This window comes from Vibrio sp. PNB23_22_6 (assembly GCF_052877535.1).
The window spans coordinates 110,019-126,084 of sequence record NZ_JBNFXP010000003.1 but is presented as its reverse complement, the minus strand read 5'-3'; the positions used below and the strand labels follow the sequence as shown (position 1 = coordinate 126,084).

Below are 16,066 nucleotides of genomic sequence, written 5' to 3'. Positions count from 1 at the left end.
GCTGATAGCTAATATTAGCACTCTCTATATAAAAGGCTGGAATTCCAGTCTTTTTTTCATATCTATCACTTTCTATTCACTCAATTTAAGCGTACAGGTGTAATCAAAAACCACCTTTATGCCTCACAACTGTTCGCTGAAGTTTATTCACACACCCTTCACTATTGGTTTTATATCTTAGTTAATTAAGTTTTTATGGTTTTATATTTCGAAAAACAACCATTTACGGAATCTCATTTTTAAAGTAAACACTCTAGGCGTAAACTTTCGCCCCACGTTATCAATAACTCAGCGAACATTACAATGAAAACCAACAAGACTCTCCTATCAACAGCAGTGGCATTCAGCCTATTTAGTACCTCTGGCATCGCCAATGCGGCGGGTTTCCAACTTGCAGAATATTCTGCTACAGGTCTAGGCCGCGCGTACGCAGGTGAAGCAGCAATGGCAGATAATGCAAGCTCACAATGGCGCAACCCGGCAATGCTGACTTACCTAGAAGGTACACAGGTGTCTGTTGGTGCGATTTATGTAAACCCAAATATTGATGTGGATGGTACATCGACTTACATCGATGGCCTACACAACGCGAGCTCTCATGATTTTGCTCATGATGCCATCATTCCAAACTTTTACCTTTCTCACCAATACAATGACAAGCTAGCAGTTGGTTTTGCACTTGGCACCAACTACGGCATGGAAGCTAACCTAGGTAAAGATTTTGCTGCAGCAAACTTTGGTAACCAAGCGAGCGTGTTCTCGATGGAAGCAAACCTAAATGCAGCCTACAAACTGAACGAACAGCTAAGCATTGGTGGCGGAATCCGCTACATCATGGCGGACGGCAGCATTGGCGCGATTATGCCTCCACAGATGAACCAGTTAGCAGGTCTTCCACTTAAATACATGGAAGGTGATGATACAGCTTGGGGTTGGCAAGTGGGTACTGCATGGCAAATCAATGATAACAACCGCATTGGTTTTGCATATAAATCAGCGGTCGATCTGACGCTTCAAGGTCATGCAAATGGCATGGCATTCAACCCTGCGAAACCTTATGCGAAAAAAGCAGGCTCAATGGACCTAACACTTCCTGCAACCGCCGAGCTAGCAAGCTTCCACCAACTAAATGATCAACTAGCTGTTCATACAAGCATCAACTGGACTAATTGGAGCAGCTTTAAAGAGCTTGTTGCCGACTTCCCTGGCGAAGAATCAAACCTAATCAAAACTGAAAACTGGAAAGACAACTACCGTTTTGCTGTTGGTTCAACCTACCAACTTGACCAAAAATGGACGCTGCGCTCAGGTGTTGCTTACGATATGTCAGCCGTTGATGATAAATACCGTACTACAACGATTCCAGAGACGGACCGCGTATGGCTAAGTGTTGGCGCAGGCTACGAATGGTCTAATAACCTAACTCTAGACGCTGGTTTTACTTACATTTTTGCTAAAGATGCCCCAATCAGCGAGCCTCGCGATGAATCTGATAAAGAAGCCGCTGCATTCGGCGGTAAATTTGAAGGTGAAGTAACTGGTAACGTATGGCTAATCGGTGTTCAAGCGAACTACAAGTTCTAATTCGAACATTTTCAACCAATAAAAGAAAGGCTTAGCATTTGCTAAGCCTTTTTTGTTTGTCTGCGTTAATCATTTAGAAATCTTCTTCTAGATACTCATCCAAGTACGCTTCTTCGTCTTCGTCCACTTCATCGGTGGTAGTGATTTCCGCTTTAAAATCTTGGCGCTGCAGATAAACATCACGGGTTAACACATATGGATCTGGCGATGCTTCAAGTTGGGCTTCTTGTGGAACGACCAAAGCGCGTTTTTCCATCCCTTCTAGTGCCCACTTACCGAGGCCAGCCCAAAAGTTAAGGTATGACAAAGGCACATACATACCATCAACGGTATCCGTCACTTCGCGCAGGGTATAAGGGCCATAGCCCGGAACCATAAAGTATGGGCCATTACCTACACCATAATGACCAACCGCGTCGCTAAATGCTTTGTTGTCGTACTTGGTGATACCGGCGGCGGTAGCAATATCGAACACCCCTAAAACACCGAAGGTAGAGTTAATCCAAAAGCGGTTAAAGTGATCCACCGCTTTGGTGCCGTTCCCCATAATCAGGTTATTGACCACGCTTGCTGGCTCGTCTAAGTTGGCCAAAAAGTTAGCGATCCCGGAACGAATAGGGACAGGAGTATAGTCTACATATGCAAGAGAAATTGGGCGAACCAAATACGGATCAAGGTATTCGTAATTGATTTCCCACATCGCGCGGTTAAAACCTTCTAACGGATCGTAAACATCAGAAGTCGTTTGATTCGTTTCATTTTCTTCAGTGACTGCGTGTTCAGGTGCCGTTGAACAACCAACCAGTCCAACTGCAAACAGCAACAAGAAGATAGATTTACCCTTGTTATACATTCTGCGTTCCATTACGACGATTAAAATAAAGGCCAGCTAATGCTGGCCTCCGTCATTCTACTCGAACATTTGTAGTCATACCACAAATCTGCCTTGATAATCACAGAGTATCATATATCAGAAGCGCTTGTGTATTATTGATACTGTTTATCAATAAGGACTTCCACTGGCTGACCAAATGTCACTACTTCACTCTCACCGTGCCAGTCTTGGTCACGTGTTGCGACGTTGCCATCAGAGTCAATGCGAACACGAACGATCAACTTCTCTAGAGAAGACAGTTTTTGGCCTTCCATCATCGCATTACCGTCATCTAGAACTACCGTGCGAGGGAAAGTCCCCAGAGGGTAACGAGCAGCGGCTACTGGCATTGGAGAGCCATCAGCACGGTGGATTGAAACAATCACTACCGCATTCGGATCAAGTTGAACCTCTGGCGCAACATTAATGGTTACCGCAACGCTCTTATCTGGTGAAACGGCCTCGCCCATTTGTTTACGAGCACTTTCAATACTTCGATCAAGCATTTCATAACGGCTGTCTTCTGGACCAATCATCTGCTGCATGATGCCCCAGTATTTAATTGCTGCCGGGAAATCCTGGCGCTCAAAAGCATCAAATGCAAGCAAAGAAAACACACGTAGATCGACGTAATCTTGTTGCATCAATTTGCCGAGAAGTGAACGTGCTGTTGCTTGCTCCATATCATCCTGAGATAGCATCAATGCTTGTGCATAGCCAAGCTGAACATCTGGATTTTTCGGTTCTAACTTGTAGGACTTTTCCATTGCATCAATGGCTGTTGTCACATCACGATTTGCGAGTGCAATACGACCTAGCAATAACCACCCCGTGGAATCTTCTGGCTGGTAATGCAGGCGTGTGCGCAATGCAAGCGTGAGATCCGCCATTTCATCTTCACTAAGTGGTTCCGATGATGCAGACATCAGCTTCTTAGAGAGTTCTGGTAAGTTTGATGTCACCTCCTGCCACTGCACCACATCCTGAGATGCACCAAACTTGTAGTACAGACCATAGCTCATCACCACGGTAAGAATCACGGATGGTATCAAAACCGCCATCGGAGAAACTGTTGTCTCTTTATGCGAACTCTCACCCGGAATGTCGTCCAATAGCGATTGCTTTAGATCAGAAATAAGATCCTCTTGGCTCTCAACCAAACCTTCGTCGGTTTCTTCTTCAAGCTCTGAAAGACGGTCTTTATAAAACGCTTTGTTTAGCTCATCACGCAATACTTCATCGTTGTTGGCTTTTTGCTTGAGGATCGGGAATGCAATCAGTGCACATGCGACAAGTGTAAGAACAACGGTAGCAATCCAAAATAGAGTCATTACTTTTTATCTCCGTTATTCTCTTCTTCAAGTAGTGATTTTAGGCGTGCTTCTTTTTCTGCGTCCCATTCTTCTTCACTATCTTGTGCAGCCTGCGTTTTGGACTTTCGGCTACGCAGTACGATCAAGCCAAAGCCACCTAAAACAACCACAAATGGCCCAAGCCACAAAATGGCAGTCGCCATAGTAAACGGAGGATTGTAAGTCACAAAGTTGCCGTAGCGAGCAATCATGTAATCGACAATCTCGTCTTTAGACTTACCCTCTTTGGTCATTTCATAAACCTTATTACGTAAGTCTTGCGCGAGTTCAGCGTTAGAGTCTGAAATGGTGTTGTTCTGGCATTTAGGACAGCGCAAGGTGTGCCCAAGCTCTTTGAACTGCTGCTCTTGCTGTAGGTTGTCGAACTCATACACCTCGATCGCAGCATGAGCGGCAATCGAAAATGTCATTGCGGCGAAAGCGGCTAAGATAAACTTTTTCATTGCTTCGCCTCCTCAACTAACTTGTTGTACAGCGGCTCTAGCGTATCTGCCCAGTTTCGTGGGTTCACATCACCAACGTGGCGGTAACGAATCACACCATTTGCATCAATAATAAACGTTTCTGGTGCACCGTATACGCCAAGATCTAACCCTAGCATGCCACTACCATCAAATAGACTAATGAGGTAAGGGTTGCCAAGGTCGTTCAACCAACCAATGGCTTTATTACGATCATCTTTATAGTTCATACCGATGATCTTAACGCCCTTGCCCGCCAATTCGTTCAGGTATTTGTGCTCTGCGTAACAAGTTGGGCACCACGTTGCCCAAACATTGAGTAGCAAAGGTTCACCCTTAAAAATCGACTGGTCGTATTGCTTGCCTGGTTCCGCCAAGTCCTCTAAATCAAACTTAGGTACTGGTTTACCAACCAATACAGACTCAAGCTTGGTTGGATCATCGCCACCTTGGTTACGCACCAACTGAGTGGCAAAGATACCCGCTAAAATCATGAAAGCAATCAACGGGATAAATAAGACTTTCTTATTCATATTATGCCTCCTTCTCCGCTAGCTTGGATTGCCCGTCTTTCTTCGTTGTTTTACGAAAGCGGTAACGTCTATCAGAGATCGCTAACATACCACCTAAAGACATGATCAAAGAACCAGCCCAAATCCAACGAACGAATGGTTTGTAGTAAATACGTACAGCCCAAGAACGGTTGTCATCTAAACGCTCACCCATCGCAATGTATAAGTCGCGAGTGATGCCTCGGTCGATTGCCGCTTCTGTCATCATTGACTTCGCAGTACGGTAAAAACGCTTCTCCGCATGCAGCGTATTAACATATTTACCATCGTTAGTGATTTCAAAGTCTGCGATGTAGCCGTCATAGTTCGGACCATCTTTATCACGCAAACCAGAGAAGTAAAAATCGTAACCATAAATCTTGAAGTGCTCACCAGGGGCCAAGCGAACATCACGCTCGATGCTGTAGTTTTGCACCATCGCAATACCGATAATGGTAACAGCAAGGCCAATATGGCCTAGCATCATCGCCCAGTGGCTGCGTTGTAGTTTACGTACGCCCTCAACAAAGCTATGACGGTGCGTTGCGCGTTCATATAGCTCAAAACCGTGCATCGAGATGATCCAGATTGCCATTACCCAACCAATGTAAGCCATGACTGAGAAGAAATCTGCAAACAAGTAAACACACACAGCGGCTAGGCCGAAAGACAAGATGCCAGAGATAATCATTGGCTTAACAAGCTTAGATAAATTGTCACGCTTCCAACGGATCAGTGGACCAATGCCTAGCAAGAACGAGAATGGCATCATCAGCCAAGCAAACAACATGTCAAAGAATGGCGCACCAATAGAAACCGAACCAAGGCCAATTTGCTTATGAACCAATGGCAGTAGTGTACCGACAAGCACAACCACAAGCGCAGCTATAATAATGATGTTATTTGATAGTAGTGCGTTTTCACGCGATACCAAATCAAAGTTGCCGCGAACACGGACGGCAGCGCCTTTTACAGCAAACAGTAATAGCGAACCGCCGATGACAAACACTAGAAAGCCTAGGATGAACATACCGCGGGATGGATCAGACGCAAACGCATGCACTGATACCAAAATACCAGAGCGCACCAAGAAAGTACCAAGTAGGCTCAGTGAGAATGCAGAGATCGCCAGTAGTACTGTCCACGCTTTAAACGTGCCACGTTTTTCCGTTACTGCTAGAGAGTGCATGAGTGCCGTACCCGCTAGCCAAGGCATGAATGATGCGTTTTCTACTGGATCCCAGAACCACCAACCACCCCAGCCAAGTTCGTAGTAAGCCCACCAAGAACCTAGTGCGATACCCAGTGTTAAGAATACCCATGCTGCTGTTGTCCAAGGACGAGACCAACGGGCCCAAGCCGTATCAAGACGGCCTGTCATTAGAGACGCAATCGCAAACGAGAAAGCAACCGAGAAGCCAACATAACCCATGTAGAGCATTGGTGGGTGAACGATCAAACCCGGGTCTTGCAGCAATGGGTTCAAGTCACGACCGTCTACCGGGAAGAATGGCAACGTACGTAGGAATGGGTTTGACGTCAGAATAATGAACAGTAGGAAACCCACTGAGATCATACCCATTACAGTAAGTACACGAGCAACCGATTCTTGTGGCATACCACGGCTGAAGGTTGCAACCGCCACCGTCCACGCTGCTTGAATCAGAACCCAAAGCAATAGTGAACCTTCGTGCGCGCCCCAAACCGCAGTTAAACGGTAGTACCAAGGAAGTTGGCTGTTTGAATTGCTCGCAACATATTGCAGCGTGAAGTCGTTAGTATAAAAACCCCAACACAAGATAATAAATGAGAAAAACAGCATGATGAACATCGACCATGATAACGGCCGTGCTGTATTCATCAGCATAGTGTTGTTGTTTGATGCGCCCCATAATGGCAGAATGCTTAACAGCACCGCCATCGCAAGCGATAGAATGAGAGCAAAGTGACCGATTTCAGCAATCATTGGCCGCTTCCTTGTTTCTGTTCGGTAGTATATTGCAAAGGTTCATGCGTTTTCTTCATGGCTTCCGCGATCTCTGGAGGCATGTACTCTTCGTCGTGTTTCGCAAGAACTTCGAACGCTTTTACTGTTGTTGCATTCTCTAGAATACCTTGAGCAACAATGCCCTGCCCTTCACGGAACAAGTCCGGAAGAATACCTTCGTAAACGATGGTCACTTTTGGGCCGACATCGTGCAGATCAAAACTCACTTTTAAAGACTCAGGATCACGACGAACAGACCCCTCTACAACCATACCGCCAATACGTAGACGCTGACCCACCTCTGGCTTACTGCCATCAGGCTTACCGTTAACTAGCTCTGTCGGCGTATAGAAGAGATCCATGTTTTGGTTGAGTGCATAAAGCATCAAACCAACCGTGGCACTGATACCGATAAAAATGGCTAAAATAATGCCTAGCCTCTTTTTACGTCTCGGGTTCATAAGGTGTTCTCCATATTTTTCGCCGCGTCAACGCGCGTTTGACGATCAATTTTTGCCTGTACTTCTTTCAATAACGCATCCCCTCGACGAAGACTTGAAACCAACAAAATGATCATAGATAAAAAGGTAATACCAAATGCGCTCCACACGTATGCCGCGTAGCCACCCATGGCAAATAAATCGCTTAGAGTTTCAAAATGCATAATTCAATTCCCTCACTGCGCTTTGTCAGCAGCAAGCTTGCGCACCCAAGGTCGGTGACTCTCTTTGCTGATAATTTCGTTTCTAAAACGCACCATCGTCACTGCACCGAAGAAAAACGCAAAGCCAAAAATATTCAATAGCAACGGCCAAAGCATATTTGCCGAAATAGATGGTTTTTCAAATTTTGTAATCGTTGCCCCTTGGTGAAGCGTGTTCCACCACTCCACAGAGAAGTGAATAATAGGAAGATTAACCACACCAACGATCGCCAAAATACCCGCCGCTTTTGCCGCTGTTTTTTGATCATCAAAGGCGTGGTAAAGCGCAATCACACCCAGGTATAAAAATAGAAGAATCAGTTCAGACGTTAAGCGTGCATCCCACACCCACCAAGTGCCCCACATTGGTTTTCCCCAGACTGCTCCTGTTAATAAGGCAATAAAGGTAAACACCGCCCCAATCGGCGCCATTGCCAAAGCAGCCATGTTAGAAAGCCGAACCTGCCATACTAGACCAATAAATGCAGCAATCGCCATCGACATATAAACGCCCATCGACCAAATGGCGGAAGGGACGTGAATATAAATAATTCGGAAACTGTCACCTTGTTGGTAATCCGATGGAGCAAACGCAAGCCCCCAAATCGTACCTACCGATAAGCAGACTAAGGCCAATACAGAAAACCAAGGGAGAAACTTACCACTCAGATGATAAGCTGTTTCTGGCTTGGCATAAGGATGGAGCCATTTCCACATGTTTAATTCTCGCTCTTACTTCAGGGACACTATCCAGAGGGCCGAGACCGTAGCAGTGCTTTAAAAATAATTCTTTGATCAAACGTCGAGTAGGACGCTCTTTATTGAGTTAATTAACACTAACTCTTAATGCCGCACTTATCGCAAATGGGGTTAACGTCATTGCCCCCATCAACATCGCGCCTAAAATTGCCAACTGACCGTTATACGCCATACCAAGTGCAGCGGCATCAATTGCAGATGTCGCAAAAATCAAAATTGGAATATAGAGCGGAAGAATCAGCAAACTCAAAAGTACGCCACCCTTTTGCAACCCAACGGTTAATGCCACGCCAATTGCACCAATAAAGCTAAGCGCTGGCGTACCGATAACCAGTGTCAGAACCACAGACAACCAGGTGTTAAAATCGAGAGAAAGCAAAACGGCCAACAGTGGGCTGATCAAAATCAGAGGTAACCCCGTTAACAACCAATGAGCCATCACCTTTGAAAGAACAACAAGTTGCAAAGGAATCGGCATTAGCATCATTTGCTCAAGTGCACCGTCTTGAAAATCATCACGAAATAGACGTTCCAATGATAATAACGCAGAGAGTAATGCAGCAACCCAAACAATGCCTGCAGCAATACGTGCTAACAAATTTGGCTCAGGTCCAATACTCAACGGGAACAAAGTGATTACAATAATAAAGAACCACAGTGGGTTTAAAATATCGGCCTGACGACGAAATGCGATCAATAGCTCACGACGGATAATGGTTGTCATTGAAGAGATCATCTCAATCACCCAACTTAATTTTTCTAAGTTTCGTGCTATCTGCAAACATATCTTGGTGTGTGGTTAACATCACAATGCCACCATTCTCTGTATGGCGCGCAAACAGTGACTCAAGCACTTTAATACCTTGTTTATCAATGGCTGTTAAAGGCTCATCCAAAATCCATAAAATTTGGTTACTCAACCAAAGTCTTGCTAACGCAACTCGGCGTTGCTGCCCCGCAGAAAGCTGTGCTACAGGCACATCTTCTCTGCCAGCCAGGCCCACTTGAGTCAAAGCAGCAAAGATTTCTTCATCGGAGGAACGATTATTATGAATAGACTGATAAAAACGTAGGTTCTCTAGCGCGGTGAGTTCTCTCTTCACGCCAGTTTGGTGCCCTAAAAAAAGCAAATCTTGGTGGAAAAGATCACGAGACTTCTCAATCACCTCGCCTTTCCATTTGATGATACCTTCTTCTCTGTCGCCTAACCCAGTCACAATACGCAACAATGTCGTTTTGCCTGTACCATTGCGCCCTTCTATTTGAACTAATTCACCAGGCTTAATTTCAAACTGCAGGTTTTCAAACAGGATCCTCTCATCACGGATCGCTGTTAGGTTAGAGACTTCTAACATAGAGCTTCAACTAAATTATGAATGAGTCGCTATATTACCACAGCTTAGATATGACAAAACAGGATAAGAAAGCGATGATGTATGTAAGTTCGTGAGTTTTTGTTAACTTGTAGTCACACTTTAATGAAATTAATCATATTTGGTTATAAGCTTTTATTTTAAAAATAAAAAAAGAAGCCGTAGCTTCTTTTTTTATACATTTATCGATGCCTTCCAAACGGTGGATAGCTCGGCTCATCAGAGGGTTGACTACTCAACGGTGGGATCTTCTCTTTGCCAGCCAGTTTTTTCTGCAAAGAAAGCATTAATTCTGCTTCAGCTTTTGGCAATTCACACTCTTCAATCAGCTCATTAATATCAGCACCAAGTTGAACCATTTTTGAAGCGCGACTGTACATGCGACCGTCTGTATCAGCATGTTCAAGCTCACGAACACGCTCATTTAAATGTCGAATAACATCTTCTTGCTCAGTGACTTTCTGACCTAAGCCAACAACCACCGAGCGAACTTCCAATAATTGCTTATTTAACTTTTGTCGTTCTTTTTCGGCATTTCGAGCTTGCGCACGCTGGTGATCCATTTGCTTGCTTAAGCCTGCACGTATACGTAACGGCACCAAAAGCAAAGCTAGGATAACAAAAGCCGCACCACCGACTAAGAGTGGCAAAGATAAAAAGGTTTCTTCAGCCATGATTCTTCAACCAGTTACAGGTAAGCCATCTCATCCCATTCATCATCGGAAAGTAACTTGTTCAAATCCACAAGGATAAGCAGTTTACCGTCACGATTGCTTACGCCTTGGATGAACTTCGCACTCTCATCGGTACCAACAGACGGTGTTGTATCAATTTCAGAAGAACGTAAGTAAACCACTTCCGCCACACTGTCGACAAGAATACCGATCACTTGACGTTCAGACTCGATTACGATTATGCGAGTGTTGTCCGTTACTTCGCCTTCCATCAAGCCAAAACGAGAGCGTGTATCAATAACCGTAACAACGTTACCACGTAGGTTGATAATACCTAACACGTAATCTGGCGCGCCTGGGACTGGAGCGATTTCTGTATAGCGAAGGACTTCACGAACTTGCATCACGTTGATGCCATACGTCTCTTCTTCTAATTGGAACGTCACCCACTGAAGAACTTCGTCATTCGATGTATCTTTCTTCACTTCAACTTCAAAAGCTTGAGACATAATTAATCCTCATTAATGTCGTTCCCGACCAAATCTAATTCATTGATTTTACATCTAAACCGTCGTTTAGCATGCCTATAAGTGCTTGGACATGAATTAAAGCACACATTTTTTCTTTCACCATTCCAGCGAGCCACGGGCGTTTGGCGGCCTGTTCTCGCCAGCGGACTTTATCAGCATTGAGAGTTTCAGTGCCCATTAACTGGTTACTTGCTAGCCCCCACATGCTATCGCCAAGCATAACAACATATTGATATTTATCTTTGTATTCGTCATTGCGAAGCTTATCAGCCATCACCCACTTTGCAGTATCAACAACATCAAACTGCTGCTCGCGACTGGTTTGTAAACCTAAGTACCAAGCAGGGCGACCAATCAAGTGGTTCAGCTCTGTAATATTGTGAATACCACCCAACTCATCCAATGGAACGGCAAATGTAACGCCATTCACATCAAAGTACAGCACTTGAAAGTCAGCGCTTCGCTGCGTACTTTTCCAAGTATTGGGTAACTGTGCACCCGCTTCGGTTTCCAGTTCTGTTTCTGTCTCAGTGTGTTGTTCAATTTCCACTTCAACATCAACATTCGGTTCAACCATTTCAATTTCTGGTTGCTCCCAAACTGGCTCAGGTTGTTCAACCTCAACAGTCGGCATCGGCTCTTCGTCGATCACCCACTCTTGAATTTCTTCAACGGGTTCCAACGCTGTTTTGACTTCAACTTCTGGCACCACGACTTTTGCTTCAGTTGCAATATCAATGGTGTTTTGCTCCAGAATGTCGTCGATGTCCAACTCTGCCACCACATTGGTGGACTCAAGTTGGCTAAGCAATCGCTGAACATCTTCCAAATTAGGCGCTTCTAACTCTGGAGAATGCATTTCGCTGTATTGATACGACTCCGGTTCTGCGTATTGCAGTTGTAATTTGGGCTCTGGCTCTGTAGACAATACTTCCTTCGCCAGCAAGTCAAACTCATCTTCTAACTCAGATGCACCAGGCTCGTCACCAAGCAACGCGCTAAAGTAATCATCAAGTGCTTGTTCACTGGAAAGTATGTCGTGACTACTCATCGAACATTAACCTCTCCAAGTAAAGCAATAACTGCTTATATGCGAATACGCCGCGGCTACCAGAAGCAAAATGCGATACTGGCAGATGCTTTAAACTTGCATCTCGGAACTTAGTATCAATCGGTACTGCTGACGTCCAAACTTGATTTGGGTAATCTTTCTTCAGCTGCATTAACGTCTGTAATGACGCCTTCGTGCGCTTATCGTACATGGTTGGCACAATGGTAACCTTGAAACCATCAGGACGCGATTTCTGCATGATAGTTAACGTACGAATCATTCGCTCTAGGCCCTTCATTGCTAAGAACTCAGTTTGTACGGGAATCAAAATTCGATCGCTCGCTGCCAGTGCATTTACCATCATCACACCTAAGATTGGTGGACAATCGATCAACACATAGTCGTAATCTTGAGCAACCGCCTGAAGGGCTCGTTTTAAGATTAACCCCATACCACTGCGGTTACCCATAACACGATCCAACGTTGCCAATGACATATGCGCAGGAATAATGTCCATCCCTTCCAACTCGGTTTGCAAGATCAACGGCTTTACCGTATCTCGCGAAAACGTCTTAAGCTGGAATAAGTCAAACAAACTTGAAGCAACGGTGTCTGAGTCATACCCAAGGTAAGTGGTCAGCGACGCATGTGGATCGGTATCGACCATCAGCACACGATGTCCCTTCTGACTTAGCAGACCCGCTAATGTCACCGTCGACGTGGTTTTACCCACCCCACCTTTTTGGTTCGCTACACTCCAAACGATCATGATGTTTCCTGCGCTAAACCGACTTCTACCAACATTCGCTCTGCGATACGGTCAAGAGGTAAATCTTCAGTAGAGATGCCCGCTTTCGCGACGGCTTGCGGCATGCCATATACGACACAACTTTCTTCGTCTTGCGCCCAAATGGTTGAGCCTGCCGTTTTCAACATGCGTGCACCTTCACGACCATCTGCACCCATGCCTGTCAGCACCATGGACAGTACTTTGTCGCCGTATACTTTCGCCGCCGAACCAAAAGTCACATCAACGCATGGTTTGTAGTTCATACGATCGCCACCATCGATAATTCGAAGGCGAGCCGCACCCGCGCGACCATCCACCATCATTTGTTTGCCGCCTGGTGCTAGGTAAGCAACGCCAGCCTGTAACACATCACCATCTTGTGCTTCTTTAACTTGAATCTTACATAGTGTATTCAAGCGACTAGCAAACGCTGCGGTAAAGGTTGCTGGCATATGTTGGATCAGCACAATGGGGTGCGGAAAATTGACTGGCAGGCGGGTCAGTATCTTCTGCAGTGCAACAGGGCCACCGGTTGAAGTACCGATTGCGGTTAACTGATATTTTTTGCCCGAAGCGCGGAATTTTGCTGCCAATGGACGACTTAGCGTCGATGCGGTTGGCGCTGCCATACGAGATGCCAATGGACGACTAATCGAACTGGCAGGCATCGCAGCCGGTTTTGCGATTGGGCGACGCAGAAAGGCACGCTTAGAAGCAATTTGAATCACACGCTGCTGAAGTAGCGACACCGCTTCATCACGATTACGTGCAATGTCTTCGAATTTTTTCGGTAAAAAATCCAGCGCACCAGCATCTAGTGCGTCAAGTGTGGCTTTCGCCCCATCGTGAGTCAGGGATGAAAACATCAGGATTGGCGTAGGAGACGTAGCCATGATTTCACGAACGGCAGTGATACCGTCCATGACTGGCATTTCAATATCCATCGTGATGACATCTGGCTTCAGTGATTTGGCTTTTTCTACCGCTTCTCGACCATTAACAGCAACGTCTATCACTTCTAGGCGCGATTCTGAGTTGATGATTTCACTTACGCGACGACGGAAAAAACTTGAATCATCAACAACTAGTACTTTAATCGCCATTTTATTCCTTTTATAAACTTCAGCTTCACTTAAATACGTGAAGCTGCAGCATACTGCTTAAGTAGATCTGGTACATCAAGAATCAATGCAATGTGACCATCACTCGTGATCGTCGCACCAGCCATTCCTGGCGTACCTTGCAATAAGTTGTCTAGTGGCTTGATAACCACTTCTTCTTGGCCAATTAGAGTATCAACCACAAACCCTACGCGCTGGCTGCCAATTTGAACAATCACCACGTGACCATGCCCAGTACGTTCTTGAATGCGAGGAGACTTCGGTGCTAGCCAATTCTGTAGGTAGAACAAAGGAATAGACTTATCGCGAACAATAATGGTTAATTGACCATCGACAACATTGGTACGGCTAAGATCTAAATGGAAAATTTCATTCACAGACGCTAACGGCAACGCAAACGGGTGGCCTCCAACGCCAACCATCAACGTCGGCAAGATTGCCAGTGTTAATGGTACTTTGATAGTAATCTTCGTTCCTTTGCCAAGCTCAGAGTCGATATCAATAGAGCCATTTAGGGTATTGATTGCCGTCTTAACCACATCCATGCCCACGCCACGACCGGAGATATCAGAAATTTTTTCTTTACTTGAGAAGCCTGGTGCAAAGATCAGATTAAAGCATTCTTTATCGGTAAGGCGAGCCGCTGCGTCATCGTCCATCATGCCACGTTTCACTGCGATACCACGAAGTTTATCTGGATCCATACCGCCACCATCATCGACGATAGCCAGTTCAATATGGTCACCTTCTTGAGATGCAGAAAGAATCACTTTACCAGTGCGTGATTTGCCCGCATTTACGCGGTCATCGGGCATCTCAATGCCGTGGTCAACCGAGTTACGCACCAAGTGAATCAATGGATCCGCTAATGCTTCTACTAGGTTTTTATCTAGGTCGGTCTCTTCACCGCGCATTTCCAGCACAATGTCTTTATTCAGATTACGCGCTAAGTCGCGAACCACGCGAGGGAAACGGCCAAATACTTTTTTGATTGGCTGCATGCGGGTTTTCATTACTGCGCCTTGAAGATCGGCAGTCACAACATCCAAGTTGGATACCGCTTTCGACATTTCCTCATCGTTGCTGTTCAAGCCAAGACTGAGTAGACGATTACGAACCAACACCAATTCCCCCACCATATTCATGATGGTGTCTAAGGTTGAAGTATCAACACGAACCGTGGCTTCCGTTTGCGGTTTTTTAGCCGCAGGCGCTACTGCTTTAGCTTCTTTTTTTATCGCAATCGGTTTTACTTCCGGCTTAGATTCGGGCACCACGGTGACAGGTTCAGGCTGAGGTGCTGATTTCGCTTTTGGCGTTTCAGATACAACATTTTCCGATGCAAGTTTTGTTGCAAACTCGAGCTCTTCAATTGATGGGCCTTTACCTGCACCATGCAATTCATCAAGCAGCTTTTCGAACTCTTCATCTGTCATCAGGTCACTATCACTTGAAAACGAAGATGCAGCTAGAGCAACTGGCTCTTGCGCTTTTGGCGGCTCAACTGAGACAGCGTCTGATGCAGACGGGCTCTTACCGATGCCATGCAGCTCATCTAGAAGTCTCTCGAACTCATCGTCGGTAATGTCACCACTGTCTGCCACAGGGGTATTCACTTGAAGCGGCTCTTCTGGCACATCTGGCGTTTGCGTGGATGCCCCCGGAGCCGTACCTTTACCGTGCAGCTCATCAAGCAGCCTTTCGAACTCGTCTTGAGTGATTTCATCAACAGAGCCAACACTTGCTGACGCAGAGTTTGACTGTGCGGGTACAACTGGCTGCTCGACAACAGGCTCAGGCGTTACAATAGGCGCATCAACCACTGCCGCGATTTCGTCTTCAGATTCTGGTTTGCAAAGACGGTGAAGTTCATCAAGCAATGCGGGATCTGCCGCGTCTAAAGGCTCATGATCTTGAACCGCTTGGAACTGAGTATTCACTGTATCCAACGCTTTCAACATGGTATCCATTAGACCTTGCGTGACTGAGCGTTGGCCATTTCGCAACACGTCGAACACGTTCTCTGCACCGTGACAAGTGTCCACCAGTTCAGTCAAAGACAAGAAGCCAGCACCACCTTTAACCGTGTGGAAGCCGCGGAAAATCGCGTTAAGTAAGTCCCTATCTTCTGGGTTATTTTCCAGCTTTACCAACTGCTCAGACAGCAGTTCCAGGATTTCTCCAGCCTCAATGAGAAAGTCCTGAAGAATATCTTCGTCTAAATCGTAGCTCATA

At 45.7% G+C, this 16,066-nt stretch carries 17 protein-coding genes; 1 reads left to right on the top strand and 16 read right to left on the bottom strand.

The annotated features are described in order from the left end of the window. Window positions 1-303 precede the first annotated feature (303 nt). The gene (locus ACVA54_RS03720; RefSeq protein WP_446649408.1) at window positions 304-1,584 is read left to right on the top strand and encodes an outer membrane protein transport protein; all 1,281 of its coding nucleotides are present in this window, start codon (window positions 304-306) and stop codon (window positions 1,582-1,584) included. Between the two features lie 73 nt (window positions 1,585-1,657). On the opposite strand, the gene ACVA54_RS03715 is transcribed toward ACVA54_RS03720, so the two are convergent. From ACVA54_RS03715 to ACVA54_RS03640, 16 genes are all read right to left on the bottom strand, one after another. Then, entirely contained in the window at window positions 1,658-2,437 is a 780-nt protein-coding gene (locus ACVA54_RS03715) for an MlaA family lipoprotein (RefSeq protein WP_446579858.1), read from the bottom strand. A 134-nt stretch (window positions 2,438-2,571) separates the two neighbouring features. Then, window positions 2,572-3,789, bottom strand: coding sequence for a c-type cytochrome biogenesis protein CcmI (gene ccmI, locus ACVA54_RS03710; RefSeq protein WP_099079800.1), 1,218 nt, complete (start codon window positions 3,787-3,789; stop codon window positions 2,572-2,574). Further along, the gene (locus ACVA54_RS03705) at window positions 3,789-4,274 is read right to left on the bottom strand and encodes a cytochrome c-type biogenesis protein (RefSeq protein ID WP_099079799.1); all 486 of its coding nucleotides are present in this window, start codon (window positions 4,272-4,274) and stop codon (window positions 3,789-3,791) included. The genes ccmI and ACVA54_RS03705 overlap by 1 nt, the downstream gene beginning before the upstream one ends. Next, window positions 4,271-4,825 (bottom strand): DsbE family thiol:disulfide interchange protein, encoded by a 555-nt coding sequence (locus tag ACVA54_RS03700; protein ID WP_099079798.1) that lies wholly within the window; start codon window positions 4,823-4,825, stop codon window positions 4,271-4,273. The genes ACVA54_RS03705 and ACVA54_RS03700 overlap by 4 nt, the downstream gene beginning before the upstream one ends. A gap of 1 nt (window position 4,826) precedes the next feature. After that, window positions 4,827-6,809, bottom strand: a complete 1,983-nt coding sequence (locus tag ACVA54_RS03695; protein ID WP_446649407.1) for a heme lyase CcmF/NrfE family subunit — start codon at window positions 6,807-6,809, stop codon at window positions 4,827-4,829. Then, the gene (gene ccmE, locus ACVA54_RS03690) at window positions 6,806-7,291 is read right to left on the bottom strand and encodes a cytochrome c maturation protein CcmE (RefSeq protein WP_099079796.1); all 486 of its coding nucleotides are present in this window, start codon (window positions 7,289-7,291) and stop codon (window positions 6,806-6,808) included. Before ccmE ends, ACVA54_RS03695 begins: the two co-directional genes overlap by 4 nt. Next, complete coding sequence (ccmD, locus tag ACVA54_RS03685) at window positions 7,288-7,494, bottom strand: heme exporter protein CcmD (protein ID WP_099079795.1); 207 nt, start codon at window positions 7,492-7,494, stop codon at window positions 7,288-7,290. The genes ccmE and ccmD overlap by 4 nt, the downstream gene beginning before the upstream one ends. 12 nt (window positions 7,495-7,506) lie before the next feature. Next, window positions 7,507-8,250: a heme ABC transporter permease gene (locus ACVA54_RS03680; RefSeq protein ID WP_099079794.1), complete on the bottom strand. Its 744-nt coding sequence runs from the start codon at window positions 8,248-8,250 to the stop codon at window positions 7,507-7,509. A gap of 109 nt (window positions 8,251-8,359) precedes the next feature. Beyond that, window positions 8,360-9,028 (bottom strand): heme exporter protein CcmB, encoded by a 669-nt coding sequence (ccmB, locus tag ACVA54_RS03675; RefSeq protein ID WP_099079793.1) that lies wholly within the window; start codon window positions 9,026-9,028, stop codon window positions 8,360-8,362. Window position 9,029: 1 nt separating this feature from the next. Beyond that, window positions 9,030-9,647: a cytochrome c biogenesis heme-transporting ATPase CcmA gene (gene ccmA / locus ACVA54_RS03670; RefSeq protein WP_099079792.1), complete on the bottom strand. Its 618-nt coding sequence runs from the start codon at window positions 9,645-9,647 to the stop codon at window positions 9,030-9,032. A 200-nt stretch (window positions 9,648-9,847) separates the two neighbouring features. Continuing rightward, complete coding sequence (locus tag ACVA54_RS03665) at window positions 9,848-10,339, bottom strand: DUF2802 domain-containing protein (RefSeq protein WP_099079791.1); 492 nt, start codon at window positions 10,337-10,339, stop codon at window positions 9,848-9,850. Between the two features lie 14 nt (window positions 10,340-10,353). Continuing rightward, window positions 10,354-10,848, bottom strand: a complete 495-nt coding sequence (locus tag ACVA54_RS03660) for a chemotaxis protein CheW (RefSeq protein WP_099079790.1) — start codon at window positions 10,846-10,848, stop codon at window positions 10,354-10,356. A 34-nt stretch (window positions 10,849-10,882) separates the two neighbouring features. Next, on the bottom strand, window positions 10,883-11,920 hold the full coding sequence (locus tag ACVA54_RS03655) for a chemotaxis protein CheW (RefSeq protein WP_099079789.1): 1,038 nt from the start codon (window positions 11,918-11,920) through the stop codon (window positions 10,883-10,885). Then, window positions 11,913-12,689, bottom strand: coding sequence for a ParA family protein (locus ACVA54_RS03650; RefSeq protein ID WP_099079788.1), 777 nt, complete (start codon window positions 12,687-12,689; stop codon window positions 11,913-11,915). The genes ACVA54_RS03655 and ACVA54_RS03650 overlap by 8 nt, the downstream gene beginning before the upstream one ends. Continuing rightward, window positions 12,686-13,813, bottom strand: coding sequence for a protein-glutamate methylesterase/protein-glutamine glutaminase (locus ACVA54_RS03645; protein WP_099079787.1), 1,128 nt, complete (start codon window positions 13,811-13,813; stop codon window positions 12,686-12,688). Before ACVA54_RS03645 ends, ACVA54_RS03650 begins: the two co-directional genes overlap by 4 nt. 29 nt (window positions 13,814-13,842) lie before the next feature. Beyond that, window positions 13,843-16,065, bottom strand: a complete 2,223-nt coding sequence (locus ACVA54_RS03640) for a chemotaxis protein CheA (protein ID WP_446649406.1) — start codon at window positions 16,063-16,065, stop codon at window positions 13,843-13,845. Window position 16,066: the final 1 nt, after the last annotated feature.